Source organism: Phreatobacter cathodiphilus (assembly GCF_003008515.1).
In the GTDB taxonomy this organism is placed as follows: Bacteria; Pseudomonadota; Alphaproteobacteria; order Rhizobiales; family Phreatobacteraceae; genus Phreatobacter; species Phreatobacter cathodiphilus.
Genome location: NZ_CP027668.1, coordinates 622,082 through 647,322 on the forward strand (window position 1 = coordinate 622,082; position 25,241 = coordinate 647,322).

At 69.8% G+C, this 25,241-nt stretch carries 28 protein-coding genes; 7 read left to right on the forward strand and 21 right to left on the reverse strand.

Features of this window, described 5'->3' with window-relative positions:
• The 5 genes from C6569_RS03110 to C6569_RS03130 all read right to left on the reverse strand — a co-directional run bounded on the left by C6569_RS03110 (position 1) and on the right by C6569_RS03130 (position 4,343).
• A complete protein-coding gene (locus C6569_RS03110; protein ID WP_106747463.1) occupies positions 1–1,191 on the reverse strand; it encodes a YeeE/YedE family protein in 1,191 nt (396 codons plus the stop codon).
• A 142-nt stretch (positions 1,192–1,333) separates the two neighbouring features.
• Entirely contained in the window at positions 1,334–2,413 is a 1,080-nt protein-coding gene (locus tag C6569_RS03115) for a YihY/virulence factor BrkB family protein (protein WP_106747464.1), read from the reverse strand.
• Positions 2,414–2,469: 56 nt separating this feature from the next.
• Entirely contained in the window at positions 2,470–3,066 is a 597-nt protein-coding gene (locus C6569_RS03120; protein ID WP_106747465.1) for a cupin domain-containing protein, read from the reverse strand.
• 73 nt (positions 3,067–3,139) lie between these two features.
• On the reverse strand, positions 3,140–3,394 hold the full coding sequence (locus C6569_RS03125; RefSeq protein ID WP_106747466.1) for a SemiSWEET family sugar transporter: 255 nt from the start codon (positions 3,392–3,394) through the stop codon (positions 3,140–3,142).
• Positions 3,395–3,518: 124 nt separating this feature from the next.
• A complete protein-coding gene (locus tag C6569_RS03130) occupies positions 3,519–4,343 on the reverse strand; it encodes a phosphodiesterase (RefSeq protein WP_106747467.1) in 825 nt (274 codons plus the stop codon).
• Between the two features lie 181 nt (positions 4,344–4,524).
• On the opposite strand from C6569_RS03130, the gene C6569_RS03135 reads away from it, so the two are divergent.
• From C6569_RS03135 to C6569_RS03155, 5 genes are all read left to right on the forward strand, one after another.
• Positions 4,525–5,712 carry an ABC transporter ATP-binding protein gene (locus C6569_RS03135; protein WP_106747468.1) on the forward strand — a complete coding sequence of 396 codons (1,188 nt, stop codon included), beginning with the start codon at positions 4,525–4,527 and terminating at the stop codon, positions 5,710–5,712.
• Positions 5,705–6,637 carry a carbohydrate ABC transporter permease gene (locus C6569_RS03140; RefSeq protein ID WP_106747469.1) on the forward strand — a complete coding sequence of 311 codons (933 nt, stop codon included), beginning with the start codon at positions 5,705–5,707 and terminating at the stop codon, positions 6,635–6,637. Before C6569_RS03135 ends, C6569_RS03140 begins: the two co-directional genes overlap by 8 nt.
• 7 nt (positions 6,638–6,644) lie before the next feature.
• A complete protein-coding gene (locus C6569_RS03145; protein WP_106747470.1) occupies positions 6,645–7,493 on the forward strand; it encodes a carbohydrate ABC transporter permease in 849 nt (282 codons plus the stop codon).
• 34 nt (positions 7,494–7,527) lie between these two features.
• The gene (locus C6569_RS03150) at positions 7,528–8,802 is read left to right on the forward strand and encodes an ABC transporter substrate-binding protein (protein ID WP_106747471.1); all 1,275 of its coding nucleotides are present in this window, start codon (positions 7,528–7,530) and stop codon (positions 8,800–8,802) included.
• A 76-nt stretch (positions 8,803–8,878) separates the two neighbouring features.
• Positions 8,879–10,168 (forward strand): ABC transporter substrate-binding protein, encoded by a 1,290-nt coding sequence (locus C6569_RS03155; RefSeq protein WP_106750875.1) that lies wholly within the window; start codon positions 8,879–8,881, stop codon positions 10,166–10,168.
• Positions 10,169–10,245: 77 nt separating this feature from the next.
• Here C6569_RS03155 and C6569_RS03160 read toward each other — a convergent pair whose 3' ends face one another.
• The 15 genes from C6569_RS03160 to C6569_RS03230 form a co-directional block, all read right to left on the reverse strand.
• On the reverse strand, positions 10,246–11,115 hold the full coding sequence (locus C6569_RS03160; protein ID WP_106747472.1) for a metallophosphoesterase family protein: 870 nt from the start codon (positions 11,113–11,115) through the stop codon (positions 10,246–10,248).
• 83 nt (positions 11,116–11,198) lie between these two features.
• The gene (locus C6569_RS03165; protein ID WP_181313888.1) at positions 11,199–12,491 is read right to left on the reverse strand and encodes an ABC transporter substrate-binding protein; all 1,293 of its coding nucleotides are present in this window, start codon (positions 12,489–12,491) and stop codon (positions 11,199–11,201) included.
• Positions 12,492–12,527: 36 nt separating this feature from the next.
• Entirely contained in the window at positions 12,528–13,334 is an 807-nt protein-coding gene (gene phnC / locus C6569_RS03170) for a phosphonate ABC transporter ATP-binding protein (protein WP_106747474.1), read from the reverse strand.
• On the reverse strand, positions 13,334–14,161 hold the full coding sequence (gene phnE, locus C6569_RS03175; protein WP_181313889.1) for a phosphonate ABC transporter, permease protein PhnE: 828 nt from the start codon (positions 14,159–14,161) through the stop codon (positions 13,334–13,336). The genes phnC and phnE overlap by 1 nt, the downstream gene beginning before the upstream one ends.
• A gap of 2 nt (positions 14,162–14,163) precedes the next feature.
• Positions 14,164–15,027 carry a phosphate/phosphite/phosphonate ABC transporter substrate-binding protein gene (gene phnD / locus C6569_RS03180; protein WP_106747476.1) on the reverse strand — a complete coding sequence of 288 codons (864 nt, stop codon included), beginning with the start codon at positions 15,025–15,027 and terminating at the stop codon, positions 14,164–14,166.
• Positions 15,028–15,050: 23 nt separating this feature from the next.
• The gene (locus C6569_RS03185) at positions 15,051–15,896 is read right to left on the reverse strand and encodes a carbohydrate ABC transporter permease (RefSeq protein ID WP_106747477.1); all 846 of its coding nucleotides are present in this window, start codon (positions 15,894–15,896) and stop codon (positions 15,051–15,053) included.
• A 9-nt stretch (positions 15,897–15,905) separates the two neighbouring features.
• Entirely contained in the window at positions 15,906–16,841 is a 936-nt protein-coding gene (locus C6569_RS03190) for a carbohydrate ABC transporter permease (RefSeq protein WP_106747478.1), read from the reverse strand.
• Positions 16,834–18,018, reverse strand: a complete 1,185-nt coding sequence (locus C6569_RS03195; RefSeq protein WP_106747479.1) for an ABC transporter ATP-binding protein — start codon at positions 18,016–18,018, stop codon at positions 16,834–16,836. Before C6569_RS03195 ends, C6569_RS03190 begins: the two co-directional genes overlap by 8 nt.
• 82 nt (positions 18,019–18,100) lie before the next feature.
• On the reverse strand, positions 18,101–18,817 hold the full coding sequence (phnF, locus tag C6569_RS03200; RefSeq protein ID WP_106747480.1) for a phosphonate metabolism transcriptional regulator PhnF: 717 nt from the start codon (positions 18,815–18,817) through the stop codon (positions 18,101–18,103).
• Between the two features lie 73 nt (positions 18,818–18,890).
• Complete coding sequence (locus C6569_RS03205) at positions 18,891–19,541, reverse strand: nitrile hydratase subunit alpha (RefSeq protein WP_106747481.1); 651 nt, start codon at positions 19,539–19,541, stop codon at positions 18,891–18,893.
• Positions 19,538–19,831: an SH3-like domain-containing protein gene (locus C6569_RS22460; RefSeq protein WP_106747482.1), complete on the reverse strand. Its 294-nt coding sequence runs from the start codon at positions 19,829–19,831 to the stop codon at positions 19,538–19,540. Before C6569_RS22460 ends, C6569_RS03205 begins: the two co-directional genes overlap by 4 nt.
• A complete protein-coding gene (locus C6569_RS22465; RefSeq protein ID WP_106747483.1) occupies positions 19,831–20,202 on the reverse strand; it encodes an SH3-like domain-containing protein in 372 nt (123 codons plus the stop codon). Before C6569_RS22465 ends, C6569_RS22460 begins: the two co-directional genes overlap by 1 nt.
• A 2-nt stretch (positions 20,203–20,204) precedes the next feature.
• Entirely contained in the window at positions 20,205–21,038 is an 834-nt protein-coding gene (locus C6569_RS03220; RefSeq protein WP_215905783.1) for an ABC transporter ATP-binding protein, read from the reverse strand.
• Positions 21,038–22,033 carry an ABC transporter substrate-binding protein gene (locus C6569_RS03225; protein ID WP_106747484.1) on the reverse strand — a complete coding sequence of 332 codons (996 nt, stop codon included), beginning with the start codon at positions 22,031–22,033 and terminating at the stop codon, positions 21,038–21,040. Before C6569_RS03225 ends, C6569_RS03220 begins: the two co-directional genes overlap by 1 nt.
• A 28-nt stretch (positions 22,034–22,061) precedes the next feature.
• A complete protein-coding gene (locus C6569_RS03230; protein ID WP_106747485.1) occupies positions 22,062–22,829 on the reverse strand; it encodes an ABC transporter permease in 768 nt (255 codons plus the stop codon).
• 164 nt (positions 22,830–22,993) lie between these two features.
• Here C6569_RS03230 and biuH point away from each other — a divergent pair, with 164 nt between their 5' ends.
• The gene (gene biuH, locus C6569_RS03235; RefSeq protein WP_106747486.1) at positions 22,994–23,671 is read left to right on the forward strand and encodes a biuret amidohydrolase; all 678 of its coding nucleotides are present in this window, start codon (positions 22,994–22,996) and stop codon (positions 23,669–23,671) included.
• Between the two features lie 12 nt (positions 23,672–23,683).
• Here the strand turns inward: biuH and C6569_RS03240 are convergent, their stop codons facing one another.
• The gene (locus tag C6569_RS03240) at positions 23,684–24,349 is read right to left on the reverse strand and encodes a GntR family transcriptional regulator (protein WP_106747487.1); all 666 of its coding nucleotides are present in this window, start codon (positions 24,347–24,349) and stop codon (positions 23,684–23,686) included.
• A 114-nt stretch (positions 24,350–24,463) separates the two neighbouring features.
• Here C6569_RS03240 and C6569_RS03245 point away from each other — a divergent pair, with 114 nt between their 5' ends.
• Entirely contained in the window at positions 24,464–25,237 is a 774-nt protein-coding gene (locus C6569_RS03245; protein ID WP_181313890.1) for a helix-turn-helix transcriptional regulator, read from the forward strand.
• The last annotated feature ends 4 nt before the right edge of the window (positions 25,238–25,241 follow it).

Sequence of the window (25,241 nt, forward strand, 5' to 3'; positions counted from 1 at the left end):
TCAGGTGAGGCCGAACAGCGGCCGGATCTTCACGCCGAGCCAGGCGCCGGGCAGGGCGGCGGCGATCCACAGCCAGCCGTGCAGGCTGCCGGAGGCGATGCCGGAGAAGAAGGCGCTGATGTTGCAGCCCGTGGCGACGATGGCGCCGGCGCCGATCATCAGGCCGCCGAGGACGCTGCCCAGCACCGCCCCGGCGGGGATGCGCAGCGAGGGCGCAAAGCGGCCGGCGAGGAGCGCCGCACCGAGAGCCCCGGCCATGACGGCCAGGTTCATGACGGTGGTGGCGTCGGCTGCGAGCGGGCGCATCAGGGTTTCCACCCGCGTCGGCTCCTCCCAGAAGGCCCAGAAGACGGGGTCGGCGAGGCCGGCCGCTTCCATCGCCTTGGAGCCCCAGAGCGCGAAGGCCTGCGTCACCCCCCAGGGGCGGCCGGCGACCACCAACGTCGCGAAATTGAGGACGGCGAGGGCGAGCGCCGCCCAGGCATAGGGCCAGGGCCCCGACAGCCAGCGACCGCGACCGCCGATGCTCTCGACCCCGCCGGTGCGGCGGCGCTCGAGGGCGAGGAGCCCGGCATAGGCGCCGGCGAACAGCGCGGCATGGAGGAGGAGGGCCGGACCGAGCCCGAGAACGGCCGGCAGCGAGACCGCCGGCCATTGCGGCAAACCTTCCCAGAGCGGCGCGGCGAAGGCGGCGAGGGTCGCACCGGCGACCGCCGAGGCGAGGGTGATCCACATGCGCAGCGACCCGCCACCCGCGCTGTAGAGCGTGCCGGAGATGCAGCCGCCGGCGATCTGCATGCCGAGGCCGAAGGCGAAGGCGCCGAGGACGACGCCGAGCCCGAGCGGGAAGACGAAGCCGCGCACCGGCCGGCCGAAGACCTCGCCCATGGTCAGAGCGGGCAGGAAGAGCAGGACCGCGGCGGCGAGCATCAGGATCTGCGCGCGGACATGGGCGGTGCGGCCCTCGGCCAGCAGCGCCCGGTAGCCGTGGCTGAAGCCGAAGGCGGCGTGGTAGAGCGCCAGCCCCATGGCGAGGCCGATGACGCCGAGCAGGACGAGGCGGCCCGAGCCCGTCGCCGTCAGGGCTGCGAGGGCGATCGCCGCCACGACACCGGCGGCGACGAGGCGGGCCGCGGGCAGGGTGCCAGGGGTGTCGAAGGCGGATTTCGGGGCGAGGGTAGCGAGTGACATGTCGCTTAAGAAGCGATCCCGCCGGCGCTTGGCAAGGGGCTGAAAAAGAAAGCAAAACAGCCTCTGCGGCAGCGCCGTGCGGGAGAAGAACGGCCTCTCCGGGGACCGCTGCGCGAAGGTTTCGCTCTCCTGGTCTCCAGGCTCATCCGGCCGTCGAGGCCCCCACCGTGTCCGCCGCCACGGCGCCGCGCGTTCCCAGGGGGCGCGGGGCGCCCTCCGTCGTGTCCTTCAGGGTCTGGCGCTCCGTCTCCGCATTCAGCTCGGCGCCCATCAGCAGGGCGATGACCGAAACCCACAGCCACAGCATGCCCGCGATCAGCCCGCCGAGGGGGCCGTAGGTGGCGTCGAAATCGGAGAAGCGGCTGATATAGAGCGAGAACAGCGCCGAGCCTGCAAGCCAGGTCGCGGCGGCGGCGAAGGCACCGAGCCAGACCCAGTGCCATTGCGGCGGGCGGCGGCTGGGGGCGTAGCGGTAGAGCACGGCGAAGGCGAGGGTCACGCCCGCGGCGATCAGGGGCCAGCGAGCGAGGGCGATGGCCTGCCGCAGCGGCTCGCTCCCCAGTGCGTCGAGCAGGAGAGGGATCGCCACCACCAGCCACAGCGACGCGAGCGCCGCCCCCAACGCGCCGAAGGTCAGCGTCAGCGAGATCAGATTGAGCCACAGGAAGCCGCGCTTCTCCCGCTCGCCATAGGCGACGTTGAGCGCCTCGATCACCGCCTTGGTGCCGGCATTGGCGCTCCAGAGGGCGAAGCCGAGGCCGACGGCGAGCGTGACACCGAGCGCGGCGTCGCCCTGCGCCACGTGGCGGTCCACCTCGTCGAGAATGAGGGTTCTCAAGCCATCGGGGAGGAATCCGACGAGCTGGGCGATGTCGCCGGCGATCGCCCCGCGATCGGCGAAGAGGCCGGCCAGCGACACCAGCGCGGCGATGGCGGGAAAGATCGCCATCAGCGCGAAGAACACCACGCCGCCCGCCACCGCCGCCACCCGGTCGTTCGACACTTCGCCCGCGGTGCGCCAGAGGACGTCCTTCCAGCCGGCGGCGGTGATCTCCCCGAGCCTGCGCGCCTGCCGCCCGCGCCCCGTCTCCAGCGCCGCCTGCATCGGCACGGAGTCCTTCGTGGCGCGGGAAACCGGCTGCGGCATGGTGAGCCTCACCGCAGCGGCGGTGCCGAGGCCGGTCGCCAGGGCGATGAGCAGGGAGCGGAGAAGCGGGTGCATGGGGGCCTCGGCGGAGGGGGGCGCCGGCGACCGGCGGAGGAGACGGGCCGTCCCGGCTAGTCCCAGAGGAGCACGATGCCGGTTGCCTCGCCGTAGACCGGATCCCTGTCCGGGGGCGGGCAGGCGGCGATCCGCGCCTTCGCGTCGAGCCGCTGGCGGCTGTCGGTCACCTCGTCGTACTTGCCCTTGTCGGGATAGGCGCCGACCACGAGAAGGTCCTCGCTCGCCGAGACCAGCCTGTGGCCGGTCCCCGCCGGCAGGATGGCGACGTCGCCCGGCTTGAGTGCGTAGACCCGCCCGCGCGGGCCGCCGAACTCGACCTCCGCCGTGCCGATGGCGACGCCCAGCACCTCGTGGACCTGCGAATGGTAATGGGTGAAGTCGTAGATGCCGTCGCGCCAGGAGCGGCCCCAGCCGTTCTGTGCGAAGAGCGCGTCGAGGGCGGCCGCCGGATCGGTGTCCACCGCCTCCAGATCCAGCGGGGCGCGATAGATCACCAGCGGCCAGTGCGGATGGTTGGGAATCGTCCCGTCGTCGCGGAAGAGGCGGGCGATCGGCTTGCGGCTGCGAAGATGGTCGCGCAGGGCATCGGGCGCCGGTCGGGACTCCATCAGCTTGCGGGCGACGTTCTTCACCTGGTCGATGATCGGCATGGCGGCTCTCGCGCGTGGGTCCGGGCGCGGTGATGAACGAGCCGGCCGTCCGTGCGGTTCCCCGCGAGGGGCGTCAGCGTTCGGCCCGCGCCTTGATCGCGGCGAGCACGGCGATGAGCGAGACGGCCACGATGTTGGAGGCGATGATCACCCAGTCCCCCTGGCGGATGCCGTAGACGACCCAGAGCGACAGGCCGGCACCCAGCACCGCCAGCATGCCGTAGGAAATGTCGGCGGTCTCCTGCGTCTGCCACGCCTTCCAGATCTGCGGCAGGTAGGAGAGGGAGGTGAGCACGGCGGCGAGGCCGCCGATGGCCGTGGTCAGCATGGCGCACCCCCATGGGGCACGCTCGGTCGGTTGGGCCTCATTCCGTCACCTCGCGGGAACCCCCGGCGGGGTGCCGGAATGCTCCCTCAACGGGGGCCGGATGACTTGGTTCCTCTGGCGTCGCTCAGGCGCCGGGATAGTCGGGGTCGCGCAGGAAGGGGAAGGGCCCCGGCGCCTTCTCGACATAGGCGGTGTGGCTGACGAGGCCGGCGCCCTCCGTCCACAGGTGCAGGTGGAAGGCCGCAGGCTCGAAGTTGAAATGCGCTGGCGGCCGGTCGTTGAGGTCGAGCACCACCTGATGGGCGACGGACGGGGCGACCATGGCGAGCGTGCCGGCGAACATCGCCTGGATCGGCCGGTGATGATGGCCGGCGAGGACGCGCACCACCTGCGGGTGGCGGCGGATGACGGCCTCGAACTCGGCCGTGCCCTCGATCAGGCTGATCCGGTCCATGTGATGGATGCCGCAGACAAAGGCCGGGTGGTGCATGGCGACGATGGTGGGCTTGCCCGGCGCCTCGGCCAGGCGCTCCTCCAGCCAGGCGAGCCGTTCGGCGCAGAGCCGGCCGGCGCCGGAGCCCGGCACCACGGTGTCGAGGCCGATGAGGCGCACCGGGCCGAGGTCGGTCGCCCACTGGGCGAAGTGCGGATGGTCCGACAGGCCGGGATGGTCCGCGAGGATCGTCTTGAGGTTCTCGCGGCGGTCGTGGTTGCCGGGGATCAGCCAGACCGGCATGGGCAGCCGGGAGAGCATCCGCTTCAGGTTCTCGTATTCGGCGGCAAGGCCGTTGTCGGTGAGGTCACCGGTGATCAGCACCGCGTCGGGCCGGGGATCGAGGGCCAGCACCGCGTCGATGGCCCGTTCCGTCAGCATGTTGGTCTCCGCCGTGCGGTAGGCGGGAAGCCCGTGCGGGCGCACGTGGAGATCGGTGAGATGGGCGATGAGCATGGCGCGAATCCGGGTGGAGGATGCCGGCTGCCTAGGGACGGCGCATGACATTGCGACGACAGCGCCGGGACGCGTGGGGCTGTCACGCGGCCGTCGTCCAATCGTCGGTGAATCGTCATCGGTGCGTTGCCGTTCCGTCGTCGAAGCCGCGTAGGCCAGCCCCATCACGGAGCGGGTGGCCATGGCCGGTATCGTCCTCGACGCAATCGAGAAATCCTTCGGCGAGACGCGCGTCCTCAGGGGCGTGAGCCTTTCCTTCGACCAGGGCGCCTTCGTCTCGCTGGTCGGGCCCTCGGGCTGCGGCAAGACCACGCTCCTGCGCATCATCGCAGGCCTCGAGAGCGCCGACCGCGGCCGGGTCGTGATCGCCGGCGCCGAGGTGACCGGCCGCCGCGCCGCCGACCGCGACGTCGCCATGGTGTTCCAGAACTACGCGCTCTATCCCCACATGACGGTCGCGCAGAACATGGCCCTGCCGCTGGTCATGCGCCGCCTCTCGGCGCTCGAGCGGGCACCCTTCCTCGGCCGCCTCGTCACCGGCACGGCCGAGCGCCGCGCTGCCATCCGCCGCGAAGTGGAGGAGGCGGCGAAGCTCCTCTCCATCGACCATCTGATGGAACGTCGCCCCGGCCAGCTCTCCGGCGGCCAGCGCCAGCGCGTCGCCCTCGGCCGCGCCATCGTCCGCCACCCCAAGGCCTTCCTGATGGACGAGCCGCTGTCCAATCTCGACGCGGCGCTGCGCCACGACATGCGGCGCGAACTGGTCGACCTGCACCGGCGCGTCGGTGTGACCACGGTCTACGTCACCCATGATCAGGCCGAGGCCATGACCATGTCGGACCGCGTGGCGGTCATGCTCGGCGGCGCCGTGCTGCAGTTCGGCTCGCCGCGCGAGATCTACGAGCAGCCGGCGACCGTCGACGTGGCGAAGTTCATCGGCTCGCCGCGCATCAACATCCTGCCGGCCGAGACCGACGCCGAGAGCCGCGTCGTCGTCGCCGGTTTCGTCACCGGCGAGGTGGCGCCCCGCGCAGCCGGCCGCATCCAGGCCGGCATCCGTCCGGAACACCTCGTGCCCGCCGCCGACGGCCTGCCGCTGGCGGTTCGCCACGTCGAGTTCCTCGGCGCGGAGGTGCTGGTCTACGGCGAGCACAAGGCGACCGGCACGGAGCTGATCGTCCGCCTCGACCCCGCGGCCTGGGAGGCGACGCCCTCGCGCCACGTCCTCTGCGTCGCGCCGATGCCCGGGCGGCTCCTCGCCTTCGACGCCGCCGGCACCCGCCTCGGCCTGATCAGCGCCGAGGCGGCGCGCCAGGTCCAGGCGCCCGCCGCCGCCGGGCCGCTGGTCAGGGTGCCGCGCTATGTCTGACCTCGCTCTCCCCGCTGCTCTTGCACCGGCGGCCCGCCGCGCCGACCCGATCGGCCGCGGCGAGGCGCTGGCCGCCTGGCTTCTCACGGGACCTGCCATCCTCGCCTTCGTTCTGATGCTGCTGGTGCCGACGCTGGCCGTCGTCGCCATCGCCTTCACCGATTACGAACTCGGTGCCACCGCCTTGCGCTTCGTCGGTTTCGCGAACTTCGCCGAGCTGATGGAGGACCGCGGCTTCGTCACCTCGTTCCGCAACACCGCCTTCTTCGTGGCGGTGACCACCCCCGCTTCGGTGATCGGCGGTCTGGCGCTGGCCATCGCCATCGAGGGCGGCCGTCGCGGCCGCACCTTCTTCCGGGCCGTCTTTTTCCTGCCCGTCGTCTCGCTGATGGTCGCAATGGCGACCGCCTTCCAGTACATGTTCCACCCGACCATCGGCCCGGTGAACGCGCTGCTGCGCGGTCTCGGTATCGTCGGCCCGAACTGGCTCGGCTCCTCCGACAGCGTCATGTGGACCCTCGCCGTCATCGGCGTCTGGGAGCAGATCGGCTTCAACATGGTGCTGTTCATGGCGGGGCTCACCGCCATCCCGCGCGATCTCTACGCGGCGGCGGAGGTGGACGGCGTGCGCTCCGGCTGGTCGCGGTTCTGGACGGTGACCTGGCCGCTCCTCGGCCCGACGACGCTCTTCGTCCTGACCATCACCATGATCCGCTCCCTGCGCGTCTTCGACATCGTCGCGACGCTGACCCAGGGCGGGCCGAACAAGGCCTCCGAGGTGCTGCTCTACACCATGTACACCGAGGGCTTCACCTACTTCCGCATGGGCTATTCCGCCGCCATCACCGTCGTCTTCCTGGCGGCGGTGGTCGTCCTGATGCTGATCCAGACGCGCCTCATCGACCGGCGCGTGCACTACGGGTGAGGCGGCCATGATCCCCGGTTCCAACGTCCGCAGCCTCGTCGCCGACCTGCCGCGCCTGGCCATCCTGAGCGCGCTCGGCCTGCTCTTCCTGATGCCCTATCTGTGGATGATCTCGGTGTCGCTGAAGCCGCTGGACGAGGTCTGGCGCGCCTCCATGTCGCTGATCCCCGAGACTTTCGCCATCCAGAAGAACTACGGCCGCGTCCTCTCCGAGGTGCCGATCGGCCGCTACCTCCTCAACGGCGTCATCGTCTGCTTCGGCATCCTCGTCTTCCAGCTCGCATTCGCCCTGCCGGCCGGCTACGCCCTCGCCAAGCTCAATTTCCGCGGCCGCGAGACGCTCTTCGCCTTCGTCATGCTCGGCCTGCTCATCCCGGCCCACGTGCCGGCGATCCCGCTCTACATCGCCTTCGCCAAGACCGGCGTCCTCAACAGCTATGCGGCGCTGATCGCGCCCTCGACCATCTCGGTCTTCGCCATCTTCATGTTCCGCCAGTTCTTCCGCTCCATGCCGGACGAGCTGATCCAGGCGGCGCGCATGGACGGTCTCGGCGAATGGTCCATCGTCTGGCGCATCGTCGTGCCCAACGCCTGGCCCGCCGCCACCGCCTTCGCGATCTTCTCCGTCGTCGCCCACTGGAACGACCTGTTCTGGCCGCTCATCGCCGTTTCGGGGAAGGGCGAGCTCGCGACCCCCGCCCTCGGCGTCGTCTATTTCCGCACCGAGGAGGCGGGCGACGATTTCGGCGCCCTGATGGCCGCAGCGACCCTCACCACGCTCCCCCTGGTCGCCGCCTTCCTCATCGCCCAGCGCCGCTTCATCGAAGGCATCACCATGACCGGGCTCAAGGGATGAGCCCGGCCCGCCCCCGTTTCCACCGGAGTTCGCGATGACCGCCCGCCTGACCCGCCGCACCGCCCTCGCCGCCGCCGCCGCGACACTCGCCGCCCCGCGCCTCGCCTTCGCCGCGCCGGTAGAAATCGACGTCCACTACGCCATGCCCGCCGTCTACAAGGACGTGATGGACCGGCTCGCCGCCGACTTCATGGCCGCCAACGCCGACATCAAGGTGAGCTACAGGCAGGCGAGCGCCAGCTACGACGACGGCGCCCAGCTCGTGCTGCGCGAGGCGGTGACCGGCCGCCAGCCCGACCTCTCCTTCCAGGGTCTCAACCGCCTGCGCGTCATCGCCGAGCGCGGCCTCGCCGTCGATCTCGCGCCGCTGCTCGCCGCCGAGGGCGATGTCGGCAAGCTCGGCTACACGCCCGAGCTCCTCGGCCTCGGCAAGGCGGGCGGCGTGCAGGCGGGCCTCGCCTTCGCCACGTCCAACCCCATCGTCTTCGTCAATGCCGACCTGTTCCGCCGCGCCGGCCTCGACCCCGACAGGAAGCTGACGACCTGGGACGAGATCATCGCCGCCTCGAAGGCCATTTCCGCCCTCGGCGGCGGCGTCCACGGCTCCTACTACCGCTGGCAGGGCGACTGGATCTATTCGGCGCTGCTCTTCGGTTTCGGCGGCCGGATGATGGACGAGGCCGAGCGCGAGATCGGCTTCGCCGGTCCGGAGGGCCGGGCCTCCCTCACCGTGCTCGACCGCCTGGTGAAGGAGGGCGGCATGCCCGCGCTGTCCGGCGAGGCCGGCGCGCAGGCCTTCGCCGCCGGCCGGGTCGGCATGTATTTCTGGTCCACCGCCTTCCTGCGCCAGGCCCAGCGCTCCCTCGGCGGCAACTTCCAGCTCGCGACCTGGGAATTCCCGCTGGGAGACCGCGCCCGCGGCCGCCTGCCGACCGGCGGCGCCGCCGGCATGGTGCTGGCCAAGGACCTGGCGAAGCGGCAGGCCGCCTATCGCTTCCTGCGTCACTGCACCTCGCCGGAGGGCACCGCGGTCATGGTCAAGGGCACCGGCTACGTGCCCGTCAACCAGCTCGCCGCCGACGACCCGCGCCATCTCGGCGAGTTCTATCGCGAGAACCCGCTGTTCATGACCGGCGTCCGGCAGATGCCCATCATGGTGCCCTGGTACGCCTTCCCCGGCTCCAACGGCGTCCGCATCACATCCGTCATCACCGACAACGTCTCCCGCGTCGTCGAACAGAAGGCGAGCGTCGATGCGGCGCTGGCCGACATGGCCCGCGACGTCGCGCGCCTCCTGGCGCGCGCCTGACCCCCTCATGCCCCGCGGGCCGGAGGGGCCGGCCGGCGGGGATCTCGTTCAGACCAGCCCCGGAACCGAGGTTGTCATGTCCACCAAACTCACTCGCCGCACGACGCTCGGCCTGATGGCCGGCGCCGCCACCATCGCCATGCCGCATGTGGTCCGCGCCCAGACCGTCGAGGTCGTCGCCCACTATTCCATGCCGCCGATCTTCAAGGCCGCCATGGAGGCCGTCGCCGAGGCCTTCAACAAGAAGAGCGACAAGGTGAAGGTCACCTATGTCAATCCGACGCCCACCTACGAGGACGGCGCCCAGCTCGTGCTGCGCCAGGCGACCACCGGCGGCCTGCCTGACGTCTCCTTCCAGGGCCTCAACCGCCTGCGCCTCTTCGCCGAGCGGTCCATCGCCGCCGACCTCAAGCCCTTCCTCGACCGTGAGGGCGACCTCGCGAAGATCGGCTACTCGAAGCCGATCCTCGGCCTCGGCCACCACGGCGGCGTCCAGTGCGGCCTGCCCTTCGCCACCTCCAATCCGATCAGCTACATGAACGTCGATCTCCTCAAGAAGGTCGGCGCCAGCGCCGAGACCTTCCCGAAGAGCTGGGACGAGGTCATCGCCCTGTCGGCGAAGATCGCCGCCCTCGGCGACGGCAACACCGGCATGTTCTTCCGCTGGCCGGGCGACGACTGGATGTTCTCCGCCCTGCTCTACGGCTTCGGCGGCCGCATGCTGACCGAGGACGAGACGAAGGTCGCCTTCGACGGCGCCGAGGGTCTCGCCGCGCTCCGTCTCCTCGACCGCATGGTCAAGGAAGGCAAGATGCCGAACCTCACCGGCAATGCCGACCTGCAGTCCTTCGGCGCCGGCAAGATGGGCATGATGTTCCGCACCACGGCGCAGGTGCGCCAGGTCTCCGGCATGGTCGGCAGCAATTTCGAGCTGCAGACCACCACCCTGCCGGTCATCGATCCCGTCAAGGGCCGCCTGCCCACCGGCGGCGCCGGCGCCATGATGACCGCCAAGGACCCGGCTCGTCAGGCCGCGGCCTGGGAGTTCATCAAGTTCGCGACCTCCGCCGAGGGCACGACCCTGATGGCCAGGAACACCGGCTACGTGCCCTGCAACCAGCTCGCCATCGACGATCCCATGTATCTCGGCGAGTTCTACAAGGCGAACCCGCTGTTCCAGGCCGCGACGAAGCAGGTCCACCTGATGATCCCGTGGTACGCCTTCCCGGGCCAGAACTCGGTACGCGTCACCCAGGTCATGGTCGACAATCTCGCCCGCATCGTCGAGCAGAAGGCCTCTCCGGAAGAGGTCCTGCGCGACATGTCGCGTGAGGTCACGCGCCTCATTCCGCGTCGCCAGGGCTGAGCCCGACCCGCGAAGCATGCGAAAAGCCCGCCCGGAGCGATCCGGGCGGGCTTCGTCATGCAGGGATGGCGCAGAGCTTACTCCGCCGCCTGGTGCATCTTGCTGCCCATCACCTCCCGGAAATCCGGCAGAGGCGACAGCCAGCGGCGGGCGAGCGCCTCGGTGCGGGTGGACCAGGCGAAGGGATCGCGGCCGTGGACGCGCCAGAGCACATCGTCCGACAGTTCGAGCAGCGCGAAGGCGCCCGCCGGCTCGCCGGCCGTGGTGAAGGTCTCGGTCAGCGACTGCAGGGTGATGTGGGCGATGCCGTCCACCATGGTCAGCGTGTTCCAGTGGACGTGGCCGGAAATCCAGATCACCGGCACGCGGGCGGTCCGCAAGACGGCACGCACGCGCTCGGCGGTGGGATAGGTCGAGAAGCGCACGTTGTTCTCGAACCAGAAGTTGCCGACCTGCGAATGACCGGAGACGGGCACGTGGCTGACGATGGCGAGCGGCCGGTCGGCGGCCGCGATCGTCGCCGCCAGCCAGGCGAGATCGGCATCCTGGAGAGCGAAGCCCGTGGGCCGGTGCAGCTTCGAATCGGCGCGCCAGATCACGAGGCGCCAGTCGCCGACGTCCACCGTCTCGTGGCCGGCGCTGCGGCCGAGGAGGGCGTCGTTGTCAGCAACCTCGAGGTAATCGCGGTCGTGGTTGCCGTCGAGATGGAATCGCGGCGCGGCGATGGGCGCGAAGGCCTCCGCCACCTCGCGCTCCAGCACGAGGTCGGCCTCGCGTGCTTCGTCGGAAATGCGGTCGCCGAGGTCGAGCACGAGGTCGGGCCGCGTCTCCGCGACGAAGCGGCGGAACTCCTCCATCAGGCCGAGCGCGGCCGGCCCCGCCTTCGAGAAGGACGGCTTGCCGTGGTGGATGTCGGTGACGATGCAGATGCGGGGGGCGCGGGACATGGAGGGGTTCCTCGGGTGGAATCGGCAAAGGCAAAGGCCCGCCCCGCCGGTGGCGGGACGGGCCGGATCGGGAGAGGCAGCGGTCAGCTGGCGCGGCGCGGCAGCAGCGGCTGGACGGCGGCGGCCATGGCCTTCAGCGCCTCGTCGGCACCCTTCGACTTGTTCACCACCGACTGCAGGTGATCGTTGATCACGTCGGTGATGCGCAGCGCGTTCTGGCCGGGGAAGGCGTACCAGCCGTTGATCACATCCTGCTGGCGGATGGCGACGAGGTGGTTCGGGTTGTCGCGATAGAACTTGCCGAGCATGTCCTCGCGCTCCGCCGGAATGGTGGTGCCCGGCATGTAACCGGTGGCGTTGACCATGGCCGTCGCGCCGATCGGGCCGGTGGCGTATTTGATGAACTTCCAGGCCGCCTCCTGGCGGGCGCGGTCCTTGGTGAACATCATCGCGACGTTGCCGCCCGCCGGCAGGCGCGGATTGGCGGCCGACAGCGGGAAGCGGCCGCAGACCAGCTTGAAGCGCCCGCCGATCTCGCGGTTGTAGCGGCCGAGCTGTGCGGTGGACTGCATCGACATGCCGAGGCGGCCGGAGAAGAAGTCCTGAAAGGCCGTGTCGGGGCGGATGTCGGGCATCTTGCCCTCGTCCACCATCTTGCGCAGCACGCGGATCGCCTTCTCGCCCGGCTCGTCGGCGAAGGCGACGCGCGTCTCGTCGGCGTTCAGCATGGTTCCGCCGTGCGACATGACGAGAGCCTGCCAGGCCCAGTTGCCGGTGATGGTCCAGTCATAGAACAGGCCGGCGCGGTTCTGCGCCGGGGCGGAGATGGCGGCGGCGAGGCGGATCACCTCGTCCCAGGTCGTCGGCAGCTTGTCCGGATCGCCGCCGGCGGCCTTCAGCAGGTCGACGTTGTAGTAGAGGATCGGCGTCGACATGGCGAAGCCGATGCCCGTCTGCTTCGTGCCGGTCTGGCCGAGCGACAGGAGCGAGGGCGAGAAGCCGAGCGAGGCGGTCTCCGGGTCGGCGTCCATGAAGGGCTTCAGGTCGATCGGGATGCGGCGCTCGTCGAGGGTGCGCTGGCGGTTCAGGCCATGAAAGGCGACGTCCGGCAGGCTGTTGGTGACGACGTCGCGGAGGTTGCGCTGGAGGATTTCCTCATAGCCGACCTCCGGCGCGCGCAGCGTCACCTTGATGGTCGGGTTGGCCTTCTGGAAGTCGGCCGCGATCTTCTCCATCAGGTCCTTGAAGAGGACGGGGATGGAGTACTGCACCTGCAGTTCCACCGGTGTCGACTGGGCGCGCAGGTAGGACGGCATGGCGACGGAACCGGCCAGTGCGGCCGACGTGGTCAGGAATGTGCGGCGGGACGGGGTCATCGGAAGGCTCCAGGGTCGGTGAGGAGAGGGCATGCGTCAGGCGGCTGCGATGCGCGGGGGCGCCTCGCAGGATGAAGGGGCTGGGCCGCCGGCCGGCGGCTCGGGGGTGCCGTAGATGTCGGCGAAGGCGGTGGGGGTGAGGGCGCCGGCGGGTGCTTCGAGCACGACACGGCCGCCGCGCAGGGCGACGACCCGGTCGGCGAAGCGGCGTGCGAGGTCGACCTGGTGCAGCGAGCACAGGACCGCGATGCCGTTCTCCCGCGCCACGGTGCGCAGCACGCCGAGAACGGTGTCGGCGGCCTTCGGGTCGAGGCTGGAGACGGGCTCGTCGGCGAGCAGCACCCGCGAGCGCTGCGCCAGCACCCTTGCGATGGCGACACGCTGCTGCTGGCCGCCCGAGAGGGAATCGGCGCGCTGATAGGCCTTGTCGAGGAGCCCCACCCGGTCAAGGCAGGCGAGGGCGAGTTGCCGGTCGGCGGCGGGGAACATCCGGGCGACCACCCGCCACGTCGCGACATGGCCCATGCGGCCCGCCAGCACGTTGTCGAGGGCCGACATGCGGCCGATCAGGTTGAACTGCTGGAAGATGAGGCCGATGTCGCGCCGGGCCTCGCGCAGCGCCCGCCCGCCGAGCCCCGCCAGGTCGCGGCCGAGCACCGAGACGCTGCCGTTGTCGGGGTCCACGAGGCGCGTCACGCAGCGGAACACCGTCGACTTGCCGGCGCCCGACGGGCCGACCAGCGCGACGACTTCGCCGGGGGCGAGAGAGAAGGACACGTCCGCGAGGGCGGTGGTCGGCCCATAGGTCTTGGACACGCCGCTGAGGCTGAGCACCGGGGGCATCAGACGAGCCTCCGCCGCAGCCAGGCCGAGAACTGGTCGATGGCGGTCACCATCACCAGCACGATGGCCGAGAGGGTCAGCAGCTTCTGGAAATCGAGGAGGTCGATTGCCGCCTTGATCTCGATGCCGATGCCCCCCGCACCGACGATGCCGAGGATGGTCGAGGTGCGCACGTTCGCCTCCCAGACGTAGAGCGACACCGAGGCGAGGTTCGGCAGCACGGTCGGCAGCATGGCGTAGGTGACGACCTTGGTGCGGTTAGCGCCGGAGAGGGCGGCGGCCTCCAGCGGCGCCGGCGGGATCGTCTCGATCGCCTCGGCGTTGAGCTTGGCGATGACGCCCAGCGAATGGACGATCATGCCGAGCACGCCGGCGAAGGGTCCGAGGCCCACGGCCGCGACGAAGAGGATGGCGAAGACCACCGTGTCGATGCCGCGGAAGGCATTGACCACCGCCCGGACCGGGATCGACAGCAGCGGCGATGGCGTGACGTTGCGGGCGATGAAGACCGACAGCGGAAAGGCGAGCACGGTGGCCACCGCCGTGCCCACCGTCGCGATGGCGACGGTTTCCAGCGCCCGGTAGAGGAAGGCGTCGAAGTCGCCGGTATAGGGCGGCCAGGCGGTCGAGGCCCAGGCCCAGAGCCGCGGCAGGCCCGTCACAAGCTTCGCCGGGTCGACTTCGGCGACCCGCACGGAGGCGAGCACGAAGGCGAGGACGGCGAGGATCACCGCCGCCCGCGTCACGCTCTCGCGCGAGAGGAGGGCGACCGGCGGCTCCGCGTAGGAGCCGTCGGCGTGCCGGATCGGCAGGGTGGACCTTTCCACGGTCACGAGGTCCGGATGGCGCCGAGGTCTCGGCCCATCTTCTCGAGGCCCTCATAGGGCTGGTGGGTGGCCGGCACAAAGCCCGTATAGGGCCAGGGCAGCAGCTTCTTCTCGTCGTCCGAGAGGCCGGCGAGAGCGGCGCCGACGGCGGCCGCGCGGTCCTGCGGGAAGCTCTTCGAGACCACGACGCACTCGTTCGGCAGCGGGTCGGATTCCCACACCACCGTATTGGAGGTCGGCTGGATGGTGCCGTTGCGGATCATCGTGTTGCGGTGGGTGTCCCAGCCGGTGGCGAGGTCGACCTGGCCGTTGACGGTCGCCATCTGGGCTGCGGCAGCGGAGGCGCCCTCCGCATAGCGGCCGAAGAAGCTCTTCGGCTCGATGCCCTTGGAGCGCAGGAAGTGGGTCGGCACCAGCCAGCCGGACGTCGAGCCGACATCGAGCATCTGCATCGACTTGCCGCGGGCGTCCTCGGGGAATTTCGCCACCGTCAGGCCCGGGCGAGCGACGATGATGGCCTTGTAGGTGGGGATGCCGTTGACCAGCATGGTGTTGATGATGCGCGCCTCGCCCCGCACCTTGGCGAGGATGTAGCCCCAGGGACCCATCTGGGCGACGTCGATCTGCTCGTTGGCGAGCGCCGTGGCGATGCCGGCCCAGTCGTTGGCGACCTGGAGCTCGAGGTTGGCGCCGACCTTCTCGGCGACGGCCTTGTAGACCGGCTCCCAGACGCGGCGGGTGTCGGCCTGGGTCGGCTGCTGCGGCCCGAGGCCGATCTTCAGCGTCGGGCGGCCTTGCGCGAGCGCCGGGGCGGCCAGAGTGGCGCCTGCGGCGGCGAGGAGCAGGCGGCGGTCGATGAGAGTCATGGTCGGTCTCCGGTGGGTCGAGATCACTTCACGGCGGTCATGGTGACGCCGTCGATGAACCAGCGCTGGGCAGCGAGGAAGGCGATGACGAGGGGGGCGGTGATGGCGGTGGCGGCGGCCATGAGCGGGCCGTAGTTCGTCCCCGCCTCGGCATTGGCGAAGTAGACGACGCCGAGCGGCGGGGTCGCGAGATGCTCCGACTGGATGACGATCAGCGGCCAGAAGAACTCGTTCCAGTTCCACACCAGAGACAGCACGCCGAAGGCGACCACCGCCGGCATGGCGGTCGGCATCATGATGCGCCAGACGATGGCGAACTCGCCGAGCCCGTCGAGGCGGGCCGCGTTGATGAGGTCGTCGGGAACGGTGAGGAAGAACTGCCGGAGCAGGAAGATGCCGAAGACCGAGATGGTCGAGGGCAGGATGACGGCGGCATAGCTGTTCAGGAGGCCGAGCTGCCAGAGCAGGATGTAGAGCGGGATGGCGGTGACCTGCGGCGGGATCAGGAGGCCGAGCAGCACCAGCAGGAACATCGTCTCCTTGCCGCGCCAGCGCAGCTTCGCCAGCGCATAGGCGCAGGGCAGGGCGGTCAGGAGCTGGCAGGTGAAGATGGCGCCGGTGACGATGAAGCCGTTCAGGATGTAGCGGGCGAGCGGCTGCTTGGTGAAGGCGTCGGCATAGTTCTGCCAGGCGTGCCACTGCTTCGGCAGCAGGCTGAACTCCGGCGAGAAGATCTCGCCCGAGGACTTGAGGCTCACCGAGACCATGATGACGAAGGGCGCCAGCATCAGCACGGCGCCGAGGCCGAGGACGGCGTGGCGGAAGATCTCGAAGCCGAGGCCGGAGGCGGCGAGGGACCTTGTACGCATGGGATCGCCTCAACCGTAGTGGGTGTGGCGTTCCTGCAGCTTCACCTGGATGACGGTGACTAGCAGGACGAAGCCGAGGAAGACGACGGTGAGGGCGGCGGCATAGGCCGAGCGCAGGAAGGAAAAGCCCTCCTGGTACATCTGGAACAAGAGCACGTTGGTGGACTTGTTGGGGCCGCCGTCGGTGAGCACCTGCACCGTGTCGAAGACCTGGAAGGCGCGGATGGCGGTGATGGTGACGACGAAGAGCGTCGCCGGCCCCAGCATCGGCCAGGTCACGCGCCGGAACCGCTCGAAGGCGCCGTCCGCTCCGTCCACCGCGGCGGCCTCGTAGAGATCCCTGGGGATCGCCTTGAGGCCGGCGACGAAGAGCACCATGGACAGGCCGATCGCCTGCCAGATGCCGATGACGCCGAGGGCGAAGAGCGCCGTGTCGGGGTTCTTCAACCAGTCGGTCGTCGGCAGGCCGAGGAAGGCGAGGGTCAGGTTGATGGCGCCGACGGTCGGATGGAAGGCGAACTGGAACACCAGCGCCATGGCGAGGAGGGTGGAAACCACCGGCAGGAAGAAGGCGGCGCGATAGAAGCCGCGCAGGCTGGTGCCGGCCTCGATCAGGATCGCGGCGCCGAGCCCGAGGAACACCGACAGCGGCACGACGAAGGCGACATAGGCCAGCGTATTGCGCAGCGTCTTCCAGAACACCTCGTCGGCGGCCATCTCGCGGTAGTTGGCGAGCCCCGCCCAGGCGATCTCCGGCATGCCGAAGGTCCAGTCGGTGAACGACAGGACGAAGACGGCGACGGTCGGTCCCAGTAGCATGATCCAGATGAGGACGAAGGCCGGCCCGGCGAGAACCCAGGCCGCCATCTGCTCGGCCGCCTCGCCTGCCGCCCTGCGCCGGCGGCCGGTCGCGGCTCCCGCCATGGGCAGCGCCAGGTCAGACATGGAGCGCCTCGATCCGCTGCGGCTGCAGCGGTGTCTCGGTGAGCGCCTGCGCCTTCAGCCGCCGGCCGTCCGCGGCGAAGACCATCACCCGCCCGGGCGCCACCGTGAAGGCGGCCTCGTCGCCCGGGCGGAACCGCGCCCCGACGGCCGGCTCGACCCGAGCGACGACGGGCTTTTCCGCCCCCGCCACCCGCAGATGCACCAGTGTCTCCGCGCCGAGCATCTCGACATGGCGGACCGTCCCGGCGATCCTGATCGCCGCCTCGCCGCGCCCCGCGGGCAGCAGGACCTCCGGCCGGACGGCGACGGTCGCCTGCGCTCCCGCCGGTGTGGTGACCGCCACCGGCCAGCGCGCGCCGAGCACCGAGAGGCCGCCGTCGGCCTCGATCCGCGCCGGCAGGGTGTTGATCTCCGGCGTGCCGATGAAGGTCGCCACCGCCAGGTCCTGCGGGTCGTCGTAGATGACCTGGGGCGAAGCGACCTGCATCAGGCGCCCGCCCATCATCACCGCGACCCGGTCCGACATGGTCATGGCCTCGGCCTGGTCGTGGGTGACGTAGACGAAGGTCGTGCCGAGGCTGCGGTGCAGTTCCGAGATTTCCGTGCGGGCCTGCACGCGCATCTTGGCGTCGAGGTTCGACAGCGGCTCGTCCATCAGGAAGGCCTTGGGCCGCCGCACCATGGCGCGCGCGAGGGCGACGCGCTGGCGCTGGCCGCCGGAGAGCTGGGCGGGACGGCGCGCCAGGAGATGGCCGATGCCGAGGCCTTCGGCGACTGCCGTCACGTCGGCGGCGATGCCGGCGCGCGTCGTGGCCGCGCCGGGCATGATGCGCCCGACCAGCGGCAGGCGCTGGGCCGCCGAGAGCCGGCGCATCTCCAGCGGCAGGCCGATGTTCTCCGCCACCGTCATATAGGGGTAGAGGGCGTAGGACTGGAACACCATGGCGATGTCGCGTGCCTTCGGCGGCAGGTCGTCGACCAGGGTCCCGCCGATGACGACGTCGCCCGCGTCCTGAGTCTCGAGGCCCGCGAGGATGCGCAGGATCGTCGTCTTGCCGCAGCCGGAGGGACCGACCAGCGTCAGGAACTCGCCCGCCGCGATGTCGAGGGAGACGCCCTGGAGGACCGGGGTATCCCGAAAGCTCTTCGCGATGCCGCGCAGCGAAATTCCGGCCATGACGCCCTGCCCATCGACGCCCCGGAGGGCTCACTTGTCGCGTTTAACTCGACAAGTTAACGGGCGTATGACGGAGCCTGTGTCAGAGCGTGTCGATGCGGACGATGAGGCTGCCGGAGGGGATGACGGCATTGCCGTAGAGCAGCGGCCGCCCCTCGCCGTCGCTGTCGACATACATCATCACCAGCACGGGTGCGTCGAGCGGGATGGAGAGCGCCTCCGCCTCGCGCGGCCGCGGCATGCGGCAGTCGATCCAGGTCGAGGCGCGGTAGAAGGCGTCGACGCCGTATTCGGCCAGCGCCTGGGTGAAGCTGCCCGACCGCGCCACGGCCTCGCCGATGCCGGCGAAGCGGGCGCCGTCGAAGAGATGGTAGCCGTAGATGAGGAGCGAGGGGCTGGCGCCGCGCACCGTCTCGACCATGACCAGCGGGGTGCCCTCGGCGAGGCCGAGATGGCCGGCGATGGCGGTCGTCGCCAGCCGCTCCTCGGTGCCGACCACCCGCCCGGAGGGACCGGCGTTCATCTGCCGCTCGATCTCGCTCCACTTGGAATCGCGGGTGATGCGGTATTCGGGCGGCCGGTCCTCGACGAAGACCCCGCGGCCGCGGCGCGCCCGCACGAGGCCGAGCATGGCGAGGTTGGCGAGCGCCATGCGCACCGTGTGGCGATTGACGGAAAAGCGCTCGGCGAGGTCGTTTTCCGACGGGAGCTGGTCGCCCGGCCCGATCAGGCCGGCACGGATCTCGGCCTCCAGGTCGCTCTGGATCAGCCGCCAGACCGGTATGCGCGTCTTCGCCATCGGCCCCGCCGCCCTCGACACCCGGGGGAGAGGTGGACCATTCCGCCCCCGATCTCAAGGACCGAGGCCCCCCTCATGCCCCGGAATAGGGTTCCGGGATGGCGGTGCCGATGAGCATGTTGCGCGTCACGAGGCCGACGAGTTCCTCGAACGGCCGATCCGCCGCATCGGCCGGCGCCTTCGGCAGGACGAGGTAGCGCATGTCGGCGTTGGAATCGTGAACGCGGACCTCCACCTCGGCAGGGATGTCGACGCCGAATTCCGCCAGCACGGCGCGCGGCTCCCTGACCGTCCGCGCGCGGTAATTCTTCGAGATGTACCACCAGGGCGGCTGCCCCAGCAGCGACCGCGGATAGCAGGAGCAGAGCGTGCAGACGATCACGTTGTGCAGGCGCGCGGTGTTCTCGACCACTACGAGCTTCGCTTCTTTGATCGTGTAGCCCATCTCGCGGGCGGCGGCCGAGCCGTCGGCGAGGAGGCGCGCCTTGTAGGACGGGTCCCTCCAGGCCTGCGCCACGATCCGCGCGCCCCAGGTGACGTTCGGCGCCTCCAGCGCGGCGATGACGCGGTCGGTGTCGGCCGGCGCCAGGATCTGCTTCTCCAGCAGGATCTTGTGCAGCGCCTCGGTCATGAGAGCGTAGTAGTCCGCCCCCTCGTGGCCCTCGACCACGGGGCGCGAGGGATCGACGGCATCCGCCGCGTAGCCGATGGGTTCGGGCGTCATGTCAGGGGCTCCGCCGGCTCGAGCCAGTGGTCGTAGACCTCGATTTCCAGCGTGTCGCTCGCCGCACCGGCATAGTCGGGCCACAGGTCGGTCTGCGGGAAGTGGACGCGGTAGAGATCGATGGCCGGCAGGCCCGGCCGGCCGAAGGCGAGGTCCTCCGGATTGGGATAGGCGCCGCAATAGCGCTCGATCCGGCCAGTCCTGTGCCGGATGAACCAGGGGATGCGGACATGGCCCGGCTTGCCGAGGTCGAGCACCGTCACGCGGTCGCCGGGTGAGAAGCGCGGCATCAGAGCGCCTCCACCGTCCGGGCCGCGTGATCGACGCGCTGGCCGCGTGAGGCGGCGATGGCGTCCATCCGCGTGAGAACCTCCTCGCGGGTGACGATCTCCTTCTCGGTGAGGAGGATCGTCAGCGCCTCGGCCCGCCGCTCGTAGAAGCCGAGCGTCTCGTAGAGGTGCTCGCCGAAGCTCTCGAAGACGCGGCGGATCTCGTCGAGCGAGACCGTCCGGTTCTTCTGCTCCAGCGCCCCGCGGATCGCCTCCGACAGCTTCTGCCAGTCGTCGAAGGGCCGCTCGACGCAGGCGACCGGCCCGCCGGGCAGGCCGCCGATGTCGTGGTAGCCGCGATAGGGCGGTCCCTTGCCGGCCTCGTCGGTCATGGTCAGCTGGCCCTCACGGCGTTCTGGAAGACCTCGAGCGTGCGCGCCTTCAGATCGATGAAGCGTGGATCGGTCAGGGTGGAGGGATCGCGCGGCCGCGGCAGGTCGACGTCCATGTAGTCGGCGATCCGGGACGGGCGACGGGTGAGCATGAGCACCTTGTCGGCGAGATAGACGGCCTCCTCGAGGTCGTGGCTGACCAGCACCGTGGTGACGCCGCGCGCCACCAGCACCTTCTGGAGCTGGTCGCGCATGATCAGCGTCATCTCGTAGTCGAGCGCCGAGAAGGGCTCGTCGAGAAACAGCACCTCCGGTTCGATCACCAGCGAGCGCATGATCGAGACGGTCTGCTGCTGCCCGCCCGACATCTGGTAGGGATAGCGGTTGAGGTCGAACTTCAGGTCGAAGCCTGCCACCAGTTCCTCGATCCGCCTGTCGCGCTCCGCCTTGGGCACGCCCATCAGGCGCAGCGGATAGTGGATGTTGTCGACGGCGCGCAGCCACGGAAACAGCGCCTCCCGGTAGTTCTGGAAGACGTAGCCGATGCGCGTCTCGGCGATGGTCTTGCCCTCGAACAGGATCTGCCCGGCGTCGATGGGCATCAGGCCGGCGACCATGTTGATGAAGGTCGACTTGCCGCAGCCGTTCGGCCCGAAGACCGAGACGATCTTGCCCTTCGGCAGGTCGATGTCGAAGCCGACATAGACGGGATTGCCGTCGAAGGCCTTCTTGAGCCCGCGGACGGTGATATGCGTGCCCGGCGGGAACCACCGCAGGTCGGGGTAGGAGGCGCCCTCCGGCGCCTCCACCTGCCGCTGCCTCTGCGCCATGGTCATCAGGCGAGGTCCGAAGGCTTCAGGATGATGTCCTGCACCTTCATCGGCGTCTTCAGCGCGCCCTCGGCCGAGAACACGTCCACCAGCGCCTGGTAGGACTTGAGGTCGGTCTCGTTGAGGTCGCGCCAGGCCCGCAGGTAGGGCTGGGCCACGATGGCCGCCTGGTCCGCCCTCACGGCCGTGTACTTCGGCAGGATCGGTCGGTACTTCTCGTACTGCGTCTCGGCGAGACGCGTCGCCTCGTCCAGCACCTCCACCACGCGGCGGGCGACGGCCGGCCGGTCCTTGATGAACTTGGTCGTGAGCAGCGAGCAGCCGGAATAGAAGGGATCGGCGATCACCGCGGCCACGGGGTTGGTCATGGCCCGCTTGGCCTCGCCGAGGGCGACGGCGATCGAGCCGACCGGCTCGAGCGACAGCGTGGCATCGGCCGAGCCGGCGATCACCGCCTGGACCTGGAGCCCGACCGCGAGTTCCACCAGCCTGACGTCCTTGTCCGGGTCGAGGCCGGCCTTGCGCACCATGTGGCGCGAGATGGTTCGCCACTGGATGCCCGGCAGGTGGCCGAGCGTCTTGCCCTTCAGGTCGGCGAAGGAGGTGATGGAGGAGCCGTTGGCGACGATCAGGCCGTCGTTGATGCGGTTGACGCCGACGCCGCCGCCCTGCAGACCGAAGACCTTGAACGTGCCGGGGAACTGGCTCTCGGCGAGCACCGAGATGCCTGCCGCCGCGCCGGGCGCGCCGACGTCGGCGCGGGCCGAGACGAGGCTGTCGATAATCTGGTTCGGCGCCTGGAAGCGTGCCGCCTCGACCTCGATGTTGGCCTTCTCGAACAGCTTCTCCTCCTGCGCCACGTAGAAGGCCATGGTCTGCATGATCGGCAGCCAGGACATGACGACCTTGTCGCGCGCCTGGGCGAGGGCCGGGGCCTGCGGGGCTCCCGATGCGACCACGGCGGCGCCGAGGCCAAGGATGAATTCGCGTCTCTTCGTCATGGATGACTCCTGGGGATTGCTCGGGGCTTCAGGCTCGGCCGGACCAGTGGACCAGCCATTTCTCGAGCCCGAGGAAGATGAGGTTGAGGCCGTAGCCGAGGATGCCGCTGACCAGGATCGTCCCGTAGAGCTGCGGCAGGTCGAAGGTGATCTGGCTGTCGATGATGCGTTTGCCGAGGCCGTCGTCGGAGCCGATGAACATCTCGGCGACGACGATGACGACCAGCGCCAGCGAGACGGCCGTGCGCAGACCGATGAAGGTCTGCGGCAGACACTCGTAGAACATCACGTCCTTGAAGATGCGGGCGCGCGAGGCGCCCATCACCTTGGCCGCGAGGATGCGCGTCTGCCGCGCGTTCATCACGCCGTAGGCGACGTTGAACAGCACGACGAGCCAGGCGGCGAAGGCCGCCACGGCGATCTTCGAGAAGTCGCCGAGCCCGAAGATGATCATGAACAGGGGGAACATCGCCGTCGCCGGCGTCGAGCGGAAGAAGTCGATCAGGAACTCGATGGAGCGGTAGAGTTTCTCGCTGGCGCCGATGACGATGCCGATGGGTACGCCGAAGGCTGCGGCGATGCCGAAGGCCTGCAGCGTGCGCCACAGGGTCCGTATGAAATCGGGCCCAAGGCCGCCCGAGACGGCCTGAGTCCATATCGATTGCAGTGTGCGTACCGGGGAGGGGAGGAGCCTGCCCGTCACCAGGCCGGTCAGGTTGACGGCATACCAGACGAGGAAGAGCGCGAGCGGACCCACGGCCATCCAGACGTAGCGGGAGATGCGGGCCGATTGCATACAATAGCTCCGATGTGCCTCAATAAATGCACAACAAGTGTGCAGATACCCGCCAGCCAAAGGTTGTTGCGCTGGTTCCACCCGTGGAACCGCAAGACCAGTGCCAAGAGGCACAGGCCTTGCTCAGGCCTCCGCATCAGTGCCGTTCCACCAAAGGTTCGCCCATGCCGACCATCGCTTCCGATCCCTATGCCTGGCCGTTCGACGGTGCCCTCGCGCCCGCCGACACCGCCTTGGTCATCATCGACATGCAGACCGACTTCTGCGGGAAGGGGGGCTATGTCGACGCCATGGGTTACGACATCTCCCTCACGCGGGCGCCGATCGAGCCGATCCGCCGGGTTCTCGCGGCCATGCGCGACAAGGGCTACTGGGTGATCCACACCCGCGAGGGCCACCGGCCGGACCTCGCCGACCTTCCCGCCAACAAGCGGTGGCGGTCGCAGCAGATCGGTGCCGGCATCGGCGATCCCGGCCCCTGCGGCAAGATCCTGGTGCGCGGCGAGCCCGGCTGGGAGATCATCGACGAGCTGAAGCCGCTGCCCGGCGAGACCATCATCGACAAACCGGGCAAGGGCTCGTTCTGCGCCACGGACCTGGAGCTGATCCTGCGCCAGCGCGGCATCCGCAACCTGATCCTCACCGGCATCACCACCGACGTCTGCGTCCACACCACCATGCGGGAGGCCAACGACCGCGGCTTCGAATGCCTGCTTCTGGAGGATTGCTGCGGCGCCACCGACCTCGGCAATCACCTCGCCGCCATCAAGATGGTGAAGATGCAGGGCGGTGTCTTCGGCGCCGTCGCGAGCTCGGCCGCCCTGGTGGACGCCCTGCCCTGAGACGACGCCGGCTCAGCGTCGGCGGATGATGCGCGTGGTGCGGTCGATATGGGCGCGCATGCGGGCCTCGGCCGCACCCGCGTCGCGCGCCGCGATCGCGGCCAGGATCTGGGCGTGGTCGGCATTGCCCTCGGCCATCTGGTCGGCCGAGGACATGCGCACGACATCGCCGTTGAAGTAGAACAGGCCCGTCGCGTCGATGGCGTCGACGAGCTTGGGATTGCGCGCCGCCGCGATGACCGCATCGTGGAAGGCGCGGTTGGTGCGCACCCGCGCCTTTTCGTCTTCCGGGTCGAGGCCGAGACGCTCGCGGTGGATGGTCTCCAGCAGCGCGATGTCCTCGGCGCTCGCACGCTGCGCCGCGAGACCGGCCGCATAGCCCTCCAGCCCCGCACGCACCTCGGCGTTGAGGGCGACGTCCTCCAGCGAAAACTCGCGCACCGCCCAGCCCCGCTTGCGCGGCACGACGAGGCCCGACGCCGCCAGCCTCTGCATGCTCTCCCTCACCGGCGTGCGGCTCACCGCCAGGCGGGCGGCGAGGTCGGCCTCGATCAGCGGCTCGTTCGGGCGCAGCTCGCCGGTGACGATCGCCCGACGCAGCTGGTCGAAGACTTCCAGCGACCGCCGCTGCGGGGCGGAGCCTGCGGGTTGAGATGGTTCCGACGGGGCGAGGCGCACGGCTCCCTCCAGGGCTCGATTGACAGCCAGCTAACACGCATGCGAGTTTGCATGCAAACAAGAATGCAAAATTCGGGAGGGCGGCCGTCGGCCCGCCGACCCATGGAGGATGCCATGCATGTCCTTGATATCGGGCAGTTCGCCGGCCGGGGCGCCGTGCCGCATGGATCTCTCGCCGACCTCATCTCCCGGATCGGCCGGCCGGACTTCGGCAAGAGCCTCCTCGCCCTGTCGCGGCTCGCGGTGGGCGCCGACCATGTCACCGCCTTCGCCGAGGCGCCCGGCGACCGCATCGGCACCGTCGTGGCCGAGAACGGCGGGCCTCGCCCGCTCGCGCGCACCGTGGCCGAACGCTACGTCCGCCACCACTGGCAGAGCGATCCGGTGACGCGCCTGCTGCGCGGGCCGGAGGGCCGACGGATCATCGTCGACATCGACGCGGACGACGTGGAGAAGGGCGACTACCGCCGTGACTGCTACGCCGCCGTCAGCCTCGGCCACCGCCTCTCCGTCGCGGAGAGCCGCGGGGCGCGCACCATGCGGCTGAACTTCTACCGGGCGAGGGGCGAGGACTTCCGGCCCGAGGACGTCGAGCGCCTCGGCGGCATGGCCGAGATGCTGCTGGCCATGCTCTGGCGCCACGAGGAGACGGCGGCCGCCGACGAGAACCCGGAGGCGCTGTTCAACGCCCGGCTCGCGAGCCTCGCGCCGGGCCTCAGCGTGCGCGAACGGCAGGTCTGCGCGCTCATCGCCCTCGGCGTCACCTCGGAAGGGATCGGGCTGCGCCTCGACATCGGCCTCAACACGGTGCTGACCTATCGCAAACGGGCGTATGCCCGACTGGGCATCAGCTCGCAGAACGAGTTGATGCGCCGCCTGATGTCGTGAGCAG

Coding starts and splice junctions, on each gene's coding strand:
- C6569_RS03150 (WP_106747471.1), top strand. CDS start 7,528: ATGACCGCCCGCCTGACCCGCCGCACCGCCCTCGCCGCCGCCGCCGCG.
- C6569_RS03135 (WP_106747468.1), top strand. CDS start 4,525: ATGGCCGGTATCGTCCTCGACGCAATCGAGAAATCCTTCGGCGAGACG.
- C6569_RS03220 (WP_215905783.1), bottom strand. CDS start 21,038: ATGACCATGGCGCAGAGGCAGCGGCAGGTGGAGGCGCCGGAGGGCGCC.
- C6569_RS03145 (WP_106747470.1), top strand. CDS start 6,645: ATGATCCCCGGTTCCAACGTCCGCAGCCTCGTCGCCGACCTGCCGCGC.
- C6569_RS03110 (WP_106747463.1), bottom strand. CDS start 1,191: ATGTCACTCGCTACCCTCGCCCCGAAATCCGCCTTCGACACCCCTGGC.
- C6569_RS03155 (WP_106750875.1), top strand. CDS start 8,879: ATGTCCACCAAACTCACTCGCCGCACGACGCTCGGCCTGATGGCCGGC.
- phnD (WP_106747476.1), bottom strand. CDS start 15,027: ATGACTCTCATCGACCGCCGCCTGCTCCTCGCCGCCGCAGGCGCCACT.
- C6569_RS03130 (WP_106747467.1), bottom strand. CDS start 4,343: ATGCTCATCGCCCATCTCACCGATCTCCACGTGCGCCCGCACGGGCTT.
- phnC (WP_106747474.1), bottom strand. CDS start 13,334: ATGCCCCCGGTGCTCAGCCTCAGCGGCGTGTCCAAGACCTATGGGCCG.
- phnF (WP_106747480.1), bottom strand. CDS start 18,817: ATGGCGAAGACGCGCATACCGGTCTGGCGGCTGATCCAGAGCGACCTG.
- C6569_RS22465 (WP_106747483.1), bottom strand. CDS start 20,202: ATGACCGACGAGGCCGGCAAGGGACCGCCCTATCGCGGCTACCACGAC.
- C6569_RS03190 (WP_106747478.1), bottom strand. CDS start 16,841: ATGTCTGACCTGGCGCTGCCCATGGCGGGAGCCGCGACCGGCCGCCGG.
- C6569_RS03125 (WP_106747466.1), bottom strand. CDS start 3,394: ATGCTGACCACGGCCATCGGCGGCCTCGCCGCCGTGCTCACCTCCCTC.
- C6569_RS03115 (WP_106747464.1), bottom strand. CDS start 2,413: ATGCACCCGCTTCTCCGCTCCCTGCTCATCGCCCTGGCGACCGGCCTC.
- C6569_RS03165 (WP_181313888.1), bottom strand. CDS start 12,491: ATGACCCCGTCCCGCCGCACATTCCTGACCACGTCGGCCGCACTGGCC.
- biuH (WP_106747486.1), top strand. CDS start 22,994: ATGCCGACCATCGCTTCCGATCCCTATGCCTGGCCGTTCGACGGTGCC.
- C6569_RS03160 (WP_106747472.1), bottom strand. CDS start 11,115: ATGTCCCGCGCCCCCCGCATCTGCATCGTCACCGACATCCACCACGGC.
- C6569_RS03245 (WP_181313890.1), top strand. CDS start 24,464: ATGCATGTCCTTGATATCGGGCAGTTCGCCGGCCGGGGCGCCGTGCCG.
- C6569_RS03230 (WP_106747485.1), bottom strand. CDS start 22,829: ATGCAATCGGCCCGCATCTCCCGCTACGTCTGGATGGCCGTGGGTCCG.
- C6569_RS03225 (WP_106747484.1), bottom strand. CDS start 22,033: ATGACGAAGAGACGCGAATTCATCCTTGGCCTCGGCGCCGCCGTGGTC.
- C6569_RS03205 (WP_106747481.1), bottom strand. CDS start 19,541: ATGACGCCCGAACCCATCGGCTACGCGGCGGATGCCGTCGATCCCTCG.
- C6569_RS03195 (WP_106747479.1), bottom strand. CDS start 18,018: ATGGCCGGAATTTCGCTGCGCGGCATCGCGAAGAGCTTTCGGGATACC.
- C6569_RS22460 (WP_106747482.1), bottom strand. CDS start 19,831: ATGCCGCGCTTCTCACCCGGCGACCGCGTGACGGTGCTCGACCTCGGC.
- C6569_RS03185 (WP_106747477.1), bottom strand. CDS start 15,896: ATGCGTACAAGGTCCCTCGCCGCCTCCGGCCTCGGCTTCGAGATCTTC.
- C6569_RS03120 (WP_106747465.1), bottom strand. CDS start 3,066: ATGCCGATCATCGACCAGGTGAAGAACGTCGCCCGCAAGCTGATGGAG.
- C6569_RS03140 (WP_106747469.1), top strand. CDS start 5,705: ATGTCTGACCTCGCTCTCCCCGCTGCTCTTGCACCGGCGGCCCGCCGC.